Origin of the sequence: Nostoc commune NIES-4072, assembly GCF_003113895.1 — a bacterium.
Lineage (GTDB): Bacteria > Cyanobacteriota > Cyanobacteriia > Cyanobacteriales > Nostocaceae > Nostoc > Nostoc commune.
The window spans coordinates 5985734-6002802 of sequence record NZ_BDUD01000001.1; the positions used below are offsets into that span (position 1 = coordinate 5985734).

General features: G+C 41.0%; 12 protein-coding genes and 1 tRNA gene. 8 read left to right on the top strand and 5 right to left on the bottom strand.

Annotation, left to right across the window (positions count from 1 at the left end; all coding sequences use genetic code 11):
• Positions 1-800 precede the first annotated feature (800 nt).
• A complete protein-coding gene (locus tag CDC33_RS26655; protein WP_109011480.1) occupies positions 801-3200 on the top strand; it encodes a beta strand repeat-containing protein in 2400 nt (799 codons plus the stop codon).
• A gap of 648 nt (positions 3201-3848) precedes the next feature.
• On the opposite strand, the gene CDC33_RS26660 is transcribed toward CDC33_RS26655, so the two are convergent.
• Entirely contained in the window at positions 3849-4676 is an 828-nt protein-coding gene (locus CDC33_RS26660) for an IS982 family transposase (protein WP_109006873.1), read from the bottom strand.
• Between the two features lie 505 nt (positions 4677-5181).
• Here CDC33_RS26660 and CDC33_RS26665 point away from each other — a divergent pair.
• Positions 5182-7020 (top strand): bifunctional serine/threonine-protein kinase/formylglycine-generating enzyme family protein, encoded by a 1839-nt coding sequence (locus tag CDC33_RS26665; protein WP_181374139.1) that lies wholly within the window; start codon positions 5182-5184, stop codon positions 7018-7020.
• 92 nt (positions 7021-7112) lie between these two features.
• On the opposite strand, the gene dnaN is transcribed toward CDC33_RS26665, so the two are convergent.
• Complete coding sequence (dnaN, locus tag CDC33_RS26670; protein ID WP_109011481.1) at positions 7113-8276, bottom strand: DNA polymerase III subunit beta; 1164 nt, start codon at positions 8274-8276, stop codon at positions 7113-7115.
• A gap of 224 nt (positions 8277-8500) precedes the next feature.
• On the opposite strand from dnaN, the gene CDC33_RS26675 reads away from it, so the two are divergent.
• Positions 8501-10141: a purple acid phosphatase family protein gene (locus CDC33_RS26675; RefSeq protein ID WP_244919358.1), complete on the top strand. Its 1641-nt coding sequence runs from the start codon at positions 8501-8503 to the stop codon at positions 10139-10141.
• Positions 10142-10297: 156 nt separating this feature from the next.
• On the opposite strand, the gene CDC33_RS41730 is transcribed toward CDC33_RS26675, so the two are convergent.
• Positions 10298-10396 (bottom strand): IS1096 element passenger TnpR family protein, encoded by a 99-nt coding sequence (locus CDC33_RS41730; protein WP_109011482.1) that lies wholly within the window; start codon positions 10394-10396, stop codon positions 10298-10300.
• Between the two features lie 117 nt (positions 10397-10513).
• On the opposite strand from CDC33_RS41730, the gene CDC33_RS26685 reads away from it, so the two are divergent.
• The gene (locus CDC33_RS26685) at positions 10514-12067 is read left to right on the top strand and encodes an NAD(P)-binding protein (RefSeq protein WP_109011483.1); all 1554 of its coding nucleotides are present in this window, start codon (positions 10514-10516) and stop codon (positions 12065-12067) included.
• Positions 12068-12275: 208 nt separating this feature from the next.
• Here the strand turns inward: CDC33_RS26685 and CDC33_RS26690 are convergent, their stop codons facing one another.
• Entirely contained in the window at positions 12276-13208 is a 933-nt protein-coding gene (locus tag CDC33_RS26690) for a serine hydrolase (protein ID WP_109011484.1), read from the bottom strand.
• A 9-nt stretch (positions 13209-13217) separates the two neighbouring features.
• Between CDC33_RS26690 and CDC33_RS26695 the strand changes: the two genes are divergently transcribed.
• The 3 genes from CDC33_RS26695 (at position 13218) to CDC33_RS26705 (ending at position 16368) form a co-directional block, all read left to right on the top strand.
• A complete protein-coding gene (locus CDC33_RS26695) occupies positions 13218-13922 on the top strand; it encodes a C40 family peptidase (RefSeq protein WP_109011485.1) in 705 nt (234 codons plus the stop codon).
• Positions 13923-13936: 14 nt separating this feature from the next.
• Positions 13937-14950: a glycosyltransferase family 2 protein gene (locus CDC33_RS26700; protein WP_109011486.1), complete on the top strand. Its 1014-nt coding sequence runs from the start codon at positions 13937-13939 to the stop codon at positions 14948-14950.
• Positions 14951-15114: 164 nt separating this feature from the next.
• Complete coding sequence (locus CDC33_RS26705; protein ID WP_109011487.1) at positions 15115-16368, top strand: MFS transporter; 1254 nt, start codon at positions 15115-15117, stop codon at positions 16366-16368.
• 38 nt (positions 16369-16406) lie between these two features.
• Here the strand turns inward: CDC33_RS26705 and CDC33_RS26710 are convergent.
• Positions 16407-16480 (bottom strand) — tRNA-Arg (locus CDC33_RS26710).
• A gap of 34 nt (positions 16481-16514) precedes the next feature.
• Here CDC33_RS26710 and moaC point away from each other — a divergent pair.
• Positions 16515-17024 (top strand): cyclic pyranopterin monophosphate synthase MoaC, encoded by a 510-nt coding sequence (moaC, locus tag CDC33_RS26715; protein WP_109011488.1) that lies wholly within the window; start codon positions 16515-16517, stop codon positions 17022-17024.
• Positions 17025-17069: the final 45 nt, after the last annotated feature.

Genomic DNA, 17069 nt, shown 5'->3' on the forward strand with positions numbered 1-17069 from the left:
AACATACAGCAAGATTTTAAATTAAGTAAGTTTACGGTGGTGAAGTATCAAGCTCTACAAACACAATAGAGTATGTAAAGTTCAGTACCAAATCAGTCTAGCAACATTGGTTTTTTATAAGAAACAGATGAAGTTAAGTAAAACGGCGTAAAAAAACCGAAGTATGTAACGGAAAGTAAAGTTGCCTAAAAAGCTCTTTCCTTTTGCCTTCTGCCTTGTCATAACGACAATTTTCAACACCGACCTATTTACTTGAAATCAAAGTTATCAGTAATAAAACTTTGAAAGTACAAGTCTAATGTTTAATTTGTTTTCATCCACTTATTTTTGTAATTTGTGGATTAATCGTCTGTACTAAATAAACAGTCCATAAAATATTATGGAAATTTTGTTGTGATTTATTACACAATAATAGAAAACAAATTCATACATTTGTGGTTTGATTTAGCCGTAATTTTTGCGTCGTTTTTATTTCTATAACTACTACAGTTAGTTAAAAACAAGCCATTTTAATGAAATGTCTCAAACTCCTAATTAATAGCAATTCAGAATTCTGTTAGCGACTCTATGAGTAACATTAATTAAAATTTACACGGTCGTACAGCGTCTCGTAGATAAAGGTACTAGGAAAACATATCTTGCACCATCCTCAATATTCGTAGAGTAAGTATTGCTTACAGATTCAAAATCACGGTTTAAGCAAATACAAAGCAGTGTTTGCCTTACAAAAATATTTTCAAACAACTGGTGCAAGATGTTACATAACAACAACTCAAGGGCTGAAAATCAGTTCATAAATCATGAAACCATTACGGAACTTTTTTGCTCATAATTTTCATCACTACCGTTTTTTACTAGTAGCAGCAATTTCTTTAGGAGGGTCATTTACAGTAGTAATGCCTTCTCTGGCAGATGGTACAACCTCTGGTACTACTATCGACAACACTGCAACTGCTGAATATAATTACGTGAATAATTTGGGAGTAAATGTTCTTAATAAAACTACTTCCAATACTGTAACAGTTTCTGTAGCAGAGACAGCAGGAATTACGGTGGCTTCTCAAGGTATGACAGATACAACAGGTGGTAGTGTTGTATCTAACGATTTGCTGTACTACGATTTTTTGATTACTAATGTGGGGAATGATCCTACCCGTTTCTTCATTCCGGGTAAAGCTACTATTACAGGGTCAGCAACAGCTGGCGCAATCACCGCAGATTTAGATGGTAACGGTACATTTGAAACTACTATTCCTACTACTGGTTTTACCACTAGTTCCATTCCTGTCAGTGGATTTGTCAAAGTACGTGTTCCTGTCACAGTTAATCTTTTAGCAACGCCGGGTTCGGTTATCACCGTATTATTAGGTGACACAGGCCCTAACGATAACAGTAATGCTACCCAGAACCAACCTGATAGTCCTGATGGCTCAAACCCTACAGAAGTCCGCACCATTGATAATTTAGATGGAACAGCAGGAGAAACAGCAGGGATACCCCTGAATGGAGAACGAGAAGCTAGTGCTATACAAACAACTACTATCTCTGCAATTCCACAGGCTTTTGCTAAAGTCTTAAAAGTTCGTTCTGGCTATTCAGATTCCAGTACACCCAACAATCTGAGTGATGATAAGTTGACCTACGATTTGAGCTTAAAAATTGATTCCACAAGTCCCACAGGTAGTACAGGATTAACTCCTGCAAATTTGGTAGGTACAAACATCAACGTAGATGGGCTGATTGGTGCCAAAATTTTGGTATCTGATGCTATTCCCGTAAATACTCACTTAGCAAGCGTAGTTACTCCTCCTACAGGTTGGAGTGTTGTTTACACTGTGACACCTACACTAGTGACAGCGAACAATGCCCTTTGGACTAGTATTGTACCAGTTGATTTAAACTTAGTAACTCGTGTTGGATTTGTGAAATCTGGTACTCTTACAGCAGGTACAACAGTAAATGGATTATCCTTTCAAGTAGTGACAAATGGAGTTCTAACTTCCACCGCCACAATTGCTAATATTGCTCAGAGTTTTGGTCAAACTCAAGGTGATGCACTCAATCAGCTAGTTTATGATGAGTCAGGCGACCAAAGCCCTAGCAACTTTAATGATGATGGTACTGTTGGTTCAAATGTTCCGAATCTTGGGGTAGCAAATGTTACTATTCAAGGGGCAGATAGTACTAATAACAACACAGGTCAAGGGCCTGGAGGTGAAGTTAACACCTTTACGATGACTGCCCAAACCTCGATTTTGAATGGGCCGCACCTGTTTCCTAACGCTGTGGGAGCAACTGATAATAATAATGATTTTTCAAACCAATCAGCGATTGTTCCCCTCTATCTGCCGCCAGGATCTACCCTTGATCCTGCTCCGGTGAGCTTCTTGAATACTATACTAAATCCCGATCCAACTCTGTTAAGTAACGTCTTATTAGTACCAGTTACCCCAACCAATACGAGTGACCTACCATCAGGTACAACCGTAACCTTGATTTCTGGAGTCAGTGTTGCCACTTACACATACAATGGCACAGGCTTCACCTTGACTTCTGGCTTAGGAATTTCCCTACCAACCCTCAATAATTTGCCAGTTGATTACACCGTAACTGTAAATTTACCAGCAGGAACGCCTCTATCAACAGATACGGGTAAAGCTTTTCCTGTGACAATTCGAGCTTTTGTAGATAGCAATAATGATGGAGCGTTTAACTCTGGAGAATCTTCCAATAATACAATTGACCAAGTTTACACAGGTTTCTTGAAACTTGTGAAAGAATCTCGGCTTTTACAAGGAAGTGGCTCTGCTGTTGCTGCGAATGATAGCACTTTTAGTACAACAGTGAAAAAGCCTGGTGTCGGCAATATTATTGAGTATCGCATTACTTACACCAATATTTCATCAGTTCCCATCGGCTCAAATAACGCTACTCTGAATGCAACTGGAATCATTATTACTGAAAATGGTAATTCCACTAATAATAACTGGGCGAAAGACAATGACAACAATGGAAAAGTAGATACTAGCCATGTGTTTAGTACTGCAATTGATTCTGCCGGAATTGTAACTTATCTAAATTTGGGAGCAGCAGTAACGGATGCGATTGGTGTTGATATCACTACCTATCTAGACACAATTCCCGGACCACTGCAACCTGGACAGTCTGGAACATTTACTTTCCAACGTAAGGTCAACTAAGTTATTTGATATCTAGAGTTACGTTACGAGTTAGGAGTTCTTTTTTCCTTCTTTGTCTTTTTTGCTCCCATACAGTTAGCTGAAAGGGGAAAGGGGAATTTAGCGTTGCTGATGAAATGTATGAATCCTGATGTAGAGACCTTGCAATTACTAGTCTCTACAAAGGTTTTGAAATCACGCAAAATCATTTTAATACCTAAATTCAGCAACGCCAATAATTTTAAACCTTTACCCTTTTCTCAATTCACAGCAAAGGTCAACAGTGCTTATCCAAACCGCATTGAGAGTTAGATTGGCAATACAAATTCCGATAATCTTACAACATAGGGTTTTATACCCCTATATCTACAAGTATCTATAATTTTACTGAGGGTTTAAATCCCTTTATATAACTCTCTTAAAATTTGAATTCTTGAATTGGTTATTTATGAACTTTTTTAGATAGTGAACAACCGCTATATTAAAATGTAGGGTGCATTACGGCAAGCTAAGACTATTAACCCAAGTTGCTGGTTATCGACTGATATGCACTTGTTATCACTCAATTCATGCGATCGCGTACAACAAAGTTGGTGCCTAGCGCCAACGTGCCGATGCCATTGTTGCCAGCATTCAGCTACTTAAATGCCTATTAGTTGTATAAATTACTTATTCAATAAAAGCTTGTTGAAGAGTAAAAGAAAAAATGAATGCTTGTAGCTTAAGTAAAAACCCTTGATAAGTGACTGCATGTATTGATTTTGGAAAAACACAAGTGATACTACTAAACACAGTTTCGATATAATGCCGAGTATGTTGTTTAATATATTGATTCCAAGGCTGGTCTTGACGCTTGGAGTTCTTTTTCCTCATGACTTTTAAAGAAATGTGACTTGTTTGTTCCAAGTCATCCTCAATCGTGTAGTCGGTGTAAGCTGAATCACCATAAATTTCACTACCAGGTGGTAGATTCAAGGGTAAGGCATTTAAAGCACGTACATCGTTGGCACTACCAGGCATAAACACAAATTCGACAGGAATACCATTTTTGGTTGTTAATAACTGAACTCGAACCCCGTAAAAATATCGTTTTTTCGATGCGATGTAACCTCTATACTGCGCCGACTGTATTATTTTTACATTAAAGATACGGATGTTATCGCAGATGGGCACTGGGAACGAGTCTAAAAGATATTCAGTGGAATCACTAATTTCCTTCAGTGCCATTCCCACTTGATGAAACAAGTCGTTGATTAACATTGAGACACTGTGTAATCTCCGGTTAAATCGTGACTTTTCTAACATATTAGATATCAACTTATGTTCTTTCATATAGGTACAAGCCTTACTATGATTACCATTAAAGAACATCGCCGATGTTATTGCCGTTGTAATAATTTCTGCGTCATTCATCTCTCGACGACAATCTTCATTATGCCCAATCGCCTTTAACAGGTCGTCTATGATAGCATATATGGAAATTATTTCGTTTAGCATTTAGCCCTCCTAATTTTCTCTTCTTGGAGGGCATTTTATTGCTTTACTGTCCCAAAGCGATCGCCCATAAGAGTAACTAGCAACTTGGGTTATTAGTTATCTTCATATAGGATTACTATTTGATTTTTGAACGAAATTAAGTATTGTAGAGTGTGTTAGAACGGAGTTCGTAACGCACTATGAACACGAGTTTGATGCCGTACTCTCTGTGCTAACACATCCTACGTATATTTTCAGAAATCAAACCGGATTCCTATAGTTTCAATACCCTAATGTACCTTTATTTAATTTTTAATTCTTAATCATCCTTATATTCTTATGTAAAAGATAGATTTAAGCACAATACTCTTAGGTTAGTTGATACTCCCTAAGCCTCCTTAAAAAGGAAGGAATTAGAGCAATTTTAAACACATAAATAAACTTCCGTGTTCGCTTCTCTACATAACTGTTTTCAATTAGATAACATTGGGGCTAACTTTGGAGAAGATGCTATTTCCCCCTCATTATGCAAATCTGCCAAAATCCCAATTGCTCAAATCCATTCAACTCTGATAGCAATAGATTTTGCGTGAGTTGCGGACAAAGCAACTTTGGCAAACTTCTAAGAAACCGTTACCGCGTATTGAGACTTTTAGGTGAAGGTGGATTTAGCAGAACCTATGCTACAGAAGACGTAGACAGACTAAACGCGCCTTGCGTCATCAAGCAATTTTTCCCACAATTTCAGGGAACAGGACAACGTACCAAAGCAGCAGAATTTTTTAAAGAAGAGGCTTTCCGGTTGTATGAACTAGGAGAAAATCATACCCAAATTCCCAGATTACTAGCTTACTTTGAACAAGGTGCAAGCTTGTATCTCGTACAAGAATTTATTCAAGGAAAGACTCTCTTACAAGAAGTTCAGCAACAAGCTTATGGTGAATCACAAATTTGGGAACTTTTAGCTGATTTATTGCCAGTACTGCAATTCATTCATACTCATAATGTCATTCATCGGGATATCAAACCAGAAAATATTATCCGCCGTGCAAGTGATCAAAAACCCGTATTAATTGACTTTGGCGGTGCTAAACAGGTAACACAAACCAGTATAGGAAGACAAGCTACAGTAATTTACACCCTTGGTTATGCCCCAACCGAACAAATGGCTGGATTTGCTTGTCACGGCAGTGATTTGTATGCTTTGGGTGTAACTTGTGTACGTCTTTTAACTCGATGTTTGCCGTTGCAGGATGCTTCTGGACAGATTAATGACCCTATTTATGATGCCATGAACGCTAAGTGGTTGTGGCGCGAACGTTTACAAGAAAAAGGTATTACTATCAGCGACGACTTAGGGAAAATTTTAGATAAATTACTAAGACATTTACCAAGTGAAAGGTATCAAACGGCAGCAGAAGTTCTCAACGATTTGAAATTTGCAACATTGAACATTGAACCTGTTGCCCTAAAAATTGTTTCGATGCCTCAACCCATTTTATCGCCGCCACCAGAAAAAGTAATAGTACCATTACCCCCCTTAGAAAACTTTGAATTTGATGTAGTGACAGTAGACACAGGTGGTAGAGAAGTAAACCGCATAAGTTGTAATGCAAACTTCTTTGCCGAAGAATTGGGTAAATCTGTCACATTAGAAATGGTATCGATTCCTGGTGGTACTTATATGATGGGTTCACCAGAGTTTGAAGGAGATGCTGACGAACGTCCTCGACATCAAGTTACCGTTGAACCATTTTTTATGGGGAAATTCCCTGTAACTCAAGCACAGTGGAGAGTAGTAGCAGCTTTACCCAAAGTCAAACAAGCTTTAAATCCTAATCCGTCGAAATTCAAAGGTTTAGATAGACCAGTGGAAAATGTATCTTGGTATGAGGCTGTAGAATTCTGTCTCAGACTATCAGAAAAAACTGGACGCGACTATCGTTTACCGAGTGAAGCTGAATGGGAATATGCTTGTCGGGCTGGAACTACAACATCTTTTCATTTTGGCGAAACTATTACCTCTGAGTTAGTTAGTTGCACTATCGAACCAAAAAGCAAATTCCGGAAAGAAACAACAAACGTCGGTAGTTTTGAAGTCGCTAACGCCTTTGGATTGTACGATATGCACGGGCTAGTTTGGGAATGGTGCGCTGATTCGTGGCACAACAATTACAACGACGCACCTTCAGATGGAACAGCTTGGGAAGTTGGTGGTGATATTAATCGCCGAGTGCTACGCGGTGGTTCTTGGAGTTTCAACGCCGAACTGTGTCGCAGCGCTAGCCGTAGCTGGAATGAGTCAGATGGTGGGCTGAGGGTTTGTGGCTTTAGAGTAGTATTTTCTGTAGAGGAGATTATTTAACAATTTCATTCAAAGGCTAGGAAGGGGAGACAAAGCATAGCTTTTGCCGGGGTGGGCTTCTTGTACGTCATTCAACCCAGAAGCCCTATAAGTTAACTTCTAAGTTGCACCGGCATAGCTAAATAGGTCATTTTCAAACCACCCAATGGGGTAAAAATTACTGGAGTTAAGCTTTGATTTAAATGCATTTGAATTTCCGAAGATGGTAACTCTTTCAAGCCTTCCATCAAATATTTAATGTTAAAAGCAATCTCAATATTTTCCCCAGAAATTTGTGCTGGCATTGACTCTCTACCACTGCCCACATCTTGAGCTTCACAAGATAAGGTAATTTCTTGGGCTTCGCTATCAATACTGAGCTTGACAATATTATTTTTTTGATCTGCTAGTACAGCAATTCGCTCTAAAGTGCTGACGAATTGTCGGCGTTCAATTGTGACTTGTCGCTCAAATTGGCGCGGAATTAGTTGTCGATAAGCAGGATATTGCCCTTCTAATGTGCGACTAGTCAAGCGTTGATTTTGCCATGCAAACACTACTTGACCTTGATCGAAATATAAAGCTACAGGTTCATCTGATGAGGCACTATGAGCTAGCATTCGTTGTAGTTCGCGTAATGCTCTAGCTGGTACTGTCACTTCCAATTGACTAGTTCCACCTAAAGGACGCTCGTTGCTAGTTTCTACCACTGCTAGGCGATGTCCGTCGGTAGCTGCAAATTCTAGAGTATCTTGTTTAACTGTTAAATGCACTCCTGTAAGTACTTGCTTGGTTTCATCTCCACTAGTAGCAAATAATGAACCGCGTAATCCCTCAATTAATGCGGTCGTAGTAAGATGAATTACTTCTGTATTTTCAATTACAGGTAGGTCAGGAAATTCTTCAGGCCCCATTGCTCGGACTTGGTAATGTCCACTCTTGGGTGTAAGTGTGACAATTAACCCTTCTCCACCGGGTGTAACACCTGTAAGGGCTGATTCATCGTCTAGAGTGATTTCGCCTTCTGGAAGACGAGAAGTGATATCTACAAGTAACTTAGCAGGAAGTGCGATCGCACCACTTTGCCATACCTCTGCGTTAAAGCTGGTGCGGATTCCCAAGCTGAGATCAAAGGCTGTTAAGCTTACCTGGTTAGTTTGGGCATCCGCTTGTAACAGCACATTGGCAAGGACTGGATGAGTTGGTCGTGAAGGTACTGCACGACTGACGAGTGAGAGATTTGTACTGAGATCGCTTTGGGAGCAAACTAATTTCATAAGTCAGATTCAGCTGGTGAAAGATATCCTAACACCCTTATTGTTCATGGGCGAGTAACGGAAAGGGAGTAATAATAAAATTGCGTTCAGTCAGTATTGCTAAAAAATTTGGGATGTTACTCATGCTCAGACGCAAAAGCCGCCATACAATTTTCTCGCTGGCTATGCTTGTGCTTGTTATATGCTTTACTCTGTTAACTGTGCGTTCATTTGGGCAAAGAATTATGACATCAGCACCCCAATTGCTCACCGACCCATTTTTGCAACTGCCAACTGAAACCTCAGTGCAAGTAGTTTGGTTTACTGAGTTTGCTGGTGTTAATCATACAGTAACCTACGGCGAAAATCTTCAACAAACTGCTAAGGCAAATACTACCAAACTCACTCGCACTAGTGAAGACCAACACTCAAGAGTTGCAAACCAAATCAAAGACGGACAAGTTTATCAAAAACCTGTCCAACGCGACATTTGGCGGCATGAGGCTGAGGTGAGTGGGTTAACTCCTGGTTTGCGGGTAAACTATCGCATTACGAGTGGGCGAGAAGACGGCGAAACTGTTAGCAGTGATGTCTTTACCCTTGCAGCTACTCCAAAACCAGATACACCACTAAAAATTTTACTTACCTCTGACCATCAGTTAAAACCGATGACAGCAGCAAATCTACAAAAGGTGGTGGAAACGGTTGGCCGGGTTGATGGGGTGTGGTTTGCTGGTGATTTAGTGAATGTTAGCGATCGCGCCTCAGAATGGTTTGATGATAATAGTGGTGGTGCGTTATTTCCCGGTTTACAAGGTCGTGCTAAATATGAAATGACGCACGACGGTGTAAAAACAACCTACATCGGTGGACAAATAATTCAACACGCACCCATGTTTACCTGCATTGGCAATCATGAAGTGATGGGACGCTTTGCCAGGACGGGAAGTTTAAATGATGAATTTGATGATACAATTCCCCGTGCCGTCGCTCAAAAAATGTATCAAGACAAATCTTTAATAGATAATTCTTTTAATACTAATACTTATGAAGAGATTTTCTCTTTACCAAAAAGTAAAAAGGGTGGAAAAAGATATTATGCAGTCAGCTTTGGTAATGTGCGTTTGGTGGTACTGTACGCTACGAATATGTGGCGAACTCCTAGCTTAGGTGGAAAGCATAAGGGTAGATATCGAGAAGCCGAAAAGGATTTAAATAATCCTGAAGATTGGGGTTATGGACAGGTAATCTATGAGCCAATCGCTAAAGGCAGCAAGCAGTACAATTGGCTAAAGGCAGAACTCAACAGTCCTGAGTTTCAACAAGCAAAATACAAAGTTGTGATGTTTCATCATCCACCTCATACTCTGGGTGATAATATAGTTCCTGCTTATACAGAACCAGTTCAAATAATTGAACGGGATGATAATAATATCAAAGCAGTGCGTTATGAGTACCCAAAAGATGCAGATTACATTATCCGCGATGTTGTCCCTTTACTTGAAGCAGCTAATGTGCAATTGGTATTTTATGGGCATTCCCATTTGTGGAACCGTTTTGTTAGTCAGAGTGGAATGCACTTTCTAGAAACATCTAATGTAGGCAATACTTACGGCGCTGCTTGGGGTGATAGAAAGCGAGAAGTGCCAATTGGATATCAAGAAGATTATGTTAAAGTTGGTGATCCTAATGGGTTAGAACCGATAGTGCCAACAATTTCCCCTTTGTTGGGTGAAGATGGAAAGCCGATGCCTTATATTGCGAGTAATGATATTACGGTTTTTAGTATCTTTGATACGGGGACGGGTACGATAAGTAGTTATCGTTTTGATACTCGCAAGCCGGATTCGGAAGTATTGAAATTTGACGAATTTAAGTTGAAATAGTAGTTTCTTACTTTCCTCTGCCTAGTGGTCTATCGCATTAGTAATGCCCAGGTTTGTAGTGAGCTATTTATCGCTCAAATCAAGGACTAAAGTCCTTACTACGAACTTTTATAACCCTTCAGAATTAATCAGACAGACTACTAGAGTGATCGAACGCTAAAAGCAATTTGATTGTGGAGTGAGAATTGCTGCAACCCGAATTTGATGCTGCCAGTTATCACTGAAGTCATACTCGTATAAAAAACCTTCTCGCATCTTTGTCGAAAAAAATCGCTCTCTTAATTCTTAGCTTGCTTGTGTAGTTTGATTTTATAATGTAAAATTCAAACCAGTCCTTGAATAACACAGCTAATATAAAGCATTTAATTAGCAATGATACAGCAAATAAATAGCAACAACGTAACTCTTTCTTCGTCCTCACGTTTGAACCCAGTCCGCCTCGAATATACAAAGGGTAATAGCGAATCCATTATTGAAAAAAACTGTGAATTACTTGTCATAGCTTGTGACCCCAGGAACTTGTCTCAAATTTGTGATTACACGCCTGAAGAACGCGCTATCTTTGACAAGTTGAGAAATTTCACATTCCATACATCGCTACTCAAAGTCGAGGTCAATAATTCATCTTCCGAGACAAAAACATATCCTGTCATATTTGGTTCAAAACTATTGGAGAAGATGGACGGAACTGTATATGCATATCGTAACGAATCCGTCAAAGAATTTGGAACTGAGCGTGCGAGTGAAATGACACATAACTTGGTGACTGTCTATCAATTTGTAGGCGAAACTAAGACTCTATGGACTGACAGTGAGTTTAAGGAAAAACTTAAACAGGACTTGCAGAACAGCGACTGGTGGCCATTCTCTCCTAACTACGAGGTACTGGAAACCGTCACTACACCTTACTTCGATCACTTCTCTAATGAAGACTTGAAGGAGGGCTTACCTTGGAAGTTTCTGAATTTGCAGGGACAACATAATACCTTGTATGTGCATGGATTCACCTGTTTTGAATCGGTCTTGCATTGCTGGGATTACGCCGAATTGATGCTGAATTCTGTGGAAAGTGCAAAAAAAGCCTTGCCAAGTAATTCAGACGCGCCGATTGTAATTCTGGGTGCTGGTGTTAGTGGTCTCTTGTTTGCCGTTAGGCTAAAGAGGTTGGGATACACGAATATAGAAATTCTGGAATCAACCGACCGATACTCTGGAAAAACCCATACCATTACTGAAGACGGCCCTTATCCAAGCGGATCGCATGAGAAGACAGTCTGTGAGTTAGGCACATGTTATTTATCGCCTTCCTACTATCACATGATTGAGGAACTGAAGGAATTTTTTGTGGACAACGACCAAATCGATTTCGTTAAGAATGATCCGAATTTTAGAGGGATTCTCACCAAAAATGAATTTCCAGATTCTTTTAAAGTGCCTCCCATTGTTACACAATCCGAATATATCGTTTTGAAGGCTAAAGCCTTACTAGGTCATCCCCAAAATTTTGATTCAAGGTTGATACAACTTAGAATTGCTTTTGACCTCGCCAGATATAATATCCTTCATTTCGAGATAATGGGTTCACAAAAGCCGATGCCAGCAAAGCCACCAACGAAATTGCTGGAGAAAACGTTTTATGATTTCTTGAAAGACAACCAACTACTTAGCCTTGTGGGCATGATGGAGTATATCTATTCTGTGCAGGGGTATGGTGTAATGACAGCCATCCCCGCTTATTATGGCTTAATCTGGATCACACCTATCGTTATCCAAACGATTCTGCTCGATAATTTGGGTCTAGAAAATAAACCCGTTGTTACCGCATTGAAAAAGGGTTGGGGCGATGTTTGGAATCAAATAGTAACAAAAGAAAATCTTAATATTACCTATTTGGCAAAGACTAAATCCATTACACGTCTAGGCTAATGTCTCTAAATTTCTTGACAAAAATATAGGTTAGTACATCTACTACAGAAGAGGCAGAATTCGTCATTAATGAGTGGTTGAACTCCGTAAAAGTTGCCTCTTTAACGAACGAACTGCCTTTCCTTCTCTTCTTAGGCTGCGCCAACGAGACACTGGGCGAACGGAACGCTATATGAATGGGTAGCGTCTTGTAAAGAAGGAGAGTAGATCATAGACTACCGATCGCATCGGCAACTCGTTTAGAAACAAAGGGCAAAATTGCCTGACTCTTAGCCTGTGCTTTGCCTTCAGTAAATACCACTAAGAGGTAAGGGCGCTGTTCTGGTATTTCAATATACGCAACGTCATGGCGAACTTGACTTGTCCAACCTGCTTTTGACCAAATTTGAGCATTTTTAGTCAGTCCACCACCTAAAAAACCTGTTACCTGATTTTCCTCGGTGTCAGTGGGTAAATCGTTGAGATTACGTTTGAGTAAAGCCATCATAGCTTGCGATCGCCCACTTGAAACCGCCACCCCACCTACAATACTATGCAGTAACCGAGCGATCGCATTTGTTGTCAACATATTGCGATTTTCCAGTAAGTCTCCCGCAAACGCCCGTTCTCGTCCATAAGGGCCATCACCCCAAGTTTTTTGACAGACGTTAATCGTCTCCATTTCTTCCCAACCCAAAGATTGGTAATAGCGGTTAACAATATTACGTTGATATTTCCAGGTTTCAAAGGGCCCAGTTGGTAATTCTGGCCCTGATGTGGTTCCACTCAGAATATCCACAACCAAGCTGGTAGCATCATTACTAGAATCTACAATCATATCCCGCAAGGCGCGTTCTAACTCTTTGGAAGTGTTAGTCATCCCTTTTTCTAGCCATTCGTTTACCGCCACTAGGTAAAATAGCTTGACTACACTGGCGGGATAAATCCGTTCAACACCACGATAACTAAAACCACGGACTGGATGATCCCAAAAAGCATTGGGAGTCAGCGCCCCACCAGTATTTACTAGCACTGGTGGATCGTAAACAACCCAAGTCAGGGCAATTTGATTACGGGCTAAGGTCGGAAATTCTGCCCAAGTTGCATCTAAAATGCCATTACCAAGATTTTCCAGTTGTTCGTCTTTATTAAAAAAAATCATTCTCTAGTAATGTCCTTTAATTTAAAATCCAAAATCCAAAATCTAAAATCAGGGGAGTATCAGTGTTTAGCTGACCTGAATTTATATGATTCTCCTGAATGTACGCGTTTAGCAACTCAAGCTGCATCTGGGAGACATTTATGGGTAACATCAAATCATCAAAATTTAGCGATTGAGGTGTATTTGTGTGAAGATGACTATCCGGGATGGGTATCTCTTTCAGATTTTGATTCATTACAATCTGCTACTGTACATTATCAGGCTGCAACATTTTCTGAATCTGAAATTAAAAAACTGCTAGCGGAGGTCATCGCCTTTACCCAAAAAGCGATGCAACAATCCAATTATTACCTTTGGGGTGGTACGGTTGGGCCAAATTATGACTGTTCTGGGTTGATGCAGGCGGCGTTTGCTTCGGTGGGTATTTGGCTACCTAGAGATGCCTATCAGCAGGAAGGATTCACTCAACCAATTACTATTGCAGAATTAGCAGCTGGGGATCTGGTATTTTTTGGAAATAGCCAAAAAGCAACCCATGTCGGGCTTTATTTGGCGGATGGTTATTACATTCATAGTTCTGGGAAAGATCAGGGACGGGATGGGATTGGCATTGATATTCTCTCGGAACAGGGAGATGCTGTTAGTCAGTCGTACTATCAGCAGCTGCGAGGTGCTGGTAGAGTTATCAAGAGTTACGAACCACAGAGACGCTGAGGGCGCTGAGGCTTATGAGGAGTGGGTTAGTTGATCTAGGGTTGAGTCAGGAAAATGGGGCGATTTCAGCTATTGTCCCAGATGTTTCGGTGGTGCTGCCGATACATGACGAGGTGGAAAGTTTGCCGCTTTTACTAGAAGCGATCGCATTTACTTTATCTTCTAGTCAGATAAATTATGAAATCATTTGTGTGGATGATGGTTCTACAGATGGTTCCGGGGATTTTCTCAAAGAACAGGCGCAAATCCGCACAGATTTAAAGGCGGTGATTTTGCGTCGCAACTACGGACAAACTGCGGCGATGGCTGCTGGATTTTATTATGCAGTCGGTAAAGCGATCGTCACTTTAGATGCTGATCTCCAGAATGACCCGGCTGATATCCCCATGTTATTAGCAAAGCTGGATGAGGGTTACGATTTGGTGAGTGGTTGGCGGCAAAAACGCCAAGATGGTGCTGTAAATCGCTTACTTCCTTCCAAAATTGCCAATTGGCTAATTCGCCGTACTACTAGCGTGAATATTCATGACTATGGCTGTTCACTGAAAGCCTATCGTGCAGAACTGCTAGCAGATATGAACCTCTACGGAGAATTACACCGATTTTTACCAGCTTTAGCGTACATCGAAGGAGCTAGAATTACTGAAGTACCAGTGCGCCATCATGCCCGTCGCTTTGGTCGTAGTAAGTATGGGATTTGGCGGACATTCCGCGTGTTGATGGATTTGTTAACCATCCTGTTTATGAAAAGATTCCTCACCCGCCCAATGCACGTTTTTGGGCTGTTGGGATTGATTTCAATGGTTTCGGGAACTGCGATCGGAATTTACTTGACTTTCGTCAAATTAGTTTTAGGTGAGATGATTGGCAATCGCCCTTTGCTAATTTTAGCAGTTCTCCTCCTAGTAACTGGAGTGCAGTTATTTTGCTTCGGCCTTTTAGCAGAATTACTCATGCGTACATACCATGAATCCCAAGGACGGCCTATCTATCGGGTGCGAGAAGTAGTAGCAAAAAATGTTAAGTAAGGTAACAATAGTCATAGGCATTGGGCATTGGGCATTGGGCATTGGGCATGAGTAAACAGTCAAGAGTAAATATTGGTTTACTCCTAACTCCTAACTCCTAACTCTTGTACAGACGCGATTAATCGCGTCTCTCTTGACAAAAACCTCATTAAATTGCATCTACCTTGAAAGCATTTAATACCTTTGACGCCGAACTGCGACGCAACCTGCTGATTTTGTTTACAGCAGGTTTATTATTCTGGTCGAGCATGTCTTCACTCTTACCAACCCTACCGCTTTACATCGATGATGTGGGCGCAAGCAAGCAAGAAATTGGGATTGTGATGGGCAGTTTCGCTATTGGCTTATTGCTATCTCGCCCGATGCTGGGACGGTTAGCCGATGAACGTGGTCGAAAAATTACCTTACTGATTGGTACGATAGTAGCGGCGATCGCACCCTTCGGTTACTTGGCAACCAAATCAATTGGGATATTAATCCTAGTGCGAATTTTCCACGGCATTAGTATTGCCGCTTTTACGACTGGCTACAGTGCCTTAGTCGCAGATTTAGCTCCAACTGAAACTCGTGGCGAAATCATTGGTTACATGACCTTAGCAACTCCCCTTGGTTTAGCAATTGGCCCTGCCTTGGGTGGGTATTTAGAAGCTACAAGTGGTTACGGGATATTATTTCTCTTCGGTGCCGAATTGGGTTTTGTCGCTCTCTTGGAGATTGTACAAGTCACAAATCCGCCAGTACAGGCACAACAGCAAACAGAGGGAGAGAATCGCAACTTTTGGCAAATTTTGAGCAGTCCACGGGTAAAAGTTCCAACGATAGTTATGTTGTTGGTTGGTTTATCTATTGGTGCTGTACATACTTTTGTGTCGTTATTCCTCAAATCCACTGATGTGGACTTTAATGGCGGACTGTTTTTTACAGCTTCGGCAATTTCTAGTTTTAGTATCAGAGTATTTGCTGGTAAGGCAAGCGATCGCTTTGGTCGTGGTTTATTTATTACATTTGGTATTTTTTGCTACGTTTTAGCCTTAATACTGCTATGGCAGGCTCACAGCGTGATGTTTTTCTTACTGGCTGCGATCGCTGAAGGTGCTGGTGGTGGTACACTCATCTCGATGATGGTAACAATGATGGCAGACCGCTCACTGCCACAAGAACGGGGTCAAATTTTTGCTATATGCATAGCTGGACTTGACTTGGGAATTGCGATCGCTGCTCCTCTTCTGGGTATCATCGCAGAACTTGTAGGCTACCGCGATATGTTTGGCTATGGTGCTGTAATCACTTCTGTTGCACTTGTCCTTTTCCTCACCCAGTCGAGCAAAAACCTATCCAACTCATTTCGCTTTGCACTAGGTCTAGCTCCAGATGCCTATGCCTTAAAAAACCTAAAAGTTAGGAGCGAGGAACTTTAATTCCTCACTCCTAAATTTCAACTCTTAACTTTTAAAAACGGGCGAGGAGGGATTCGAACCCCCGACACCGTGGTCCGTAGCCACGTGCTCTAGTCCACTGAGCTACACGCCCTCACCGACAATCTATATTAACACGTTCTAACTAAATGGCGCAAGATAATTTTTCATCCAATTTTCCCAATTTAACCCATCTAGATCGCCAAGGACAGGCGCAGATGGTAGATGTGTCTGATAAAGCACCCAGCGTCCGTCAAGCAGTAGCCGCGGCCAATGTGCGAATGCTGCCAGCAACCTTCGCTGCCATTCAAGCCGGGAATGTTCCAAAAGGGGATGTGTTGGCAACTGCAAGATTGGCTGGGATTATGGCAGCCAAGCAAACAGCCACTTTAATTCCTCTGTGTCATCCGTTGCCTTTGCAAAAAATCGCAGTCGAAATTATACCCGATCCGCAACTACCTGGTTATCAAATTCAAGCCACAGTCAAAACCAAAGCTGAAACTGGTGTAGAGATGGAAGCCTTAACTGCCGTTTCTGTGGCTGCTCTGACTTTATACGATATGGCAAAAGCCTTAGAAAAGTCAATTCAAATTGAATCGATTCATTTAATTAGTAAGAGTGGCGGGAAATCAGCAGATTATTCCTCACCAGAGGAGTAGGCTACTGTATTTTGGGGCATTGGGCATTGGGCATTGGGCATTGGG

Bases quoted from the DNA above. Each gene is read 5' to 3' on its own strand.
- dnaN (WP_109011481.1), bottom strand. From the start codon at position 8,276: ATGAAATTAGTTTGCTCCCAAAGCGATCTCAGTACAAATCTCTCACTC.
- CDC33_RS26675 (WP_244919358.1), top strand. From the start codon at position 8,501: ATGACATCAGCACCCCAATTGCTCACCGACCCATTTTTGCAACTGCCA.
- CDC33_RS26685 (WP_109011483.1), top strand. From the start codon at position 10,514: ATGATACAGCAAATAAATAGCAACAACGTAACTCTTTCTTCGTCCTCA.
- moaC (WP_109011488.1), top strand. From the start codon at position 16,515: ATGGCGCAAGATAATTTTTCATCCAATTTTCCCAATTTAACCCATCTA.
- CDC33_RS26665 (WP_181374139.1), top strand. From the start codon at position 5,182: ATGCAAATCTGCCAAAATCCCAATTGCTCAAATCCATTCAACTCTGAT.
- CDC33_RS41730 (WP_109011482.1), bottom strand. From the start codon at position 10,396: ATGCGAGAAGGTTTTTTATACGAGTATGACTTCAGTGATAACTGGCAG.
- CDC33_RS26695 (WP_109011485.1), top strand. From the start codon at position 13,218: ATGTCCTTTAATTTAAAATCCAAAATCCAAAATCTAAAATCAGGGGAG.
- CDC33_RS26660 (WP_109006873.1), bottom strand. From the start codon at position 4,676: ATGCTAAACGAAATAATTTCCATATATGCTATCATAGACGACCTGTTA.
- CDC33_RS26655 (WP_109011480.1), top strand. From the start codon at position 801: ATGAAACCATTACGGAACTTTTTTGCTCATAATTTTCATCACTACCGT.
- CDC33_RS26690 (WP_109011484.1), bottom strand. From the start codon at position 13,208: ATGATTTTTTTTAATAAAGACGAACAACTGGAAAATCTTGGTAATGGC.
- CDC33_RS26700 (WP_109011486.1), top strand. From the start codon at position 13,937: ATGAGGAGTGGGTTAGTTGATCTAGGGTTGAGTCAGGAAAATGGGGCG.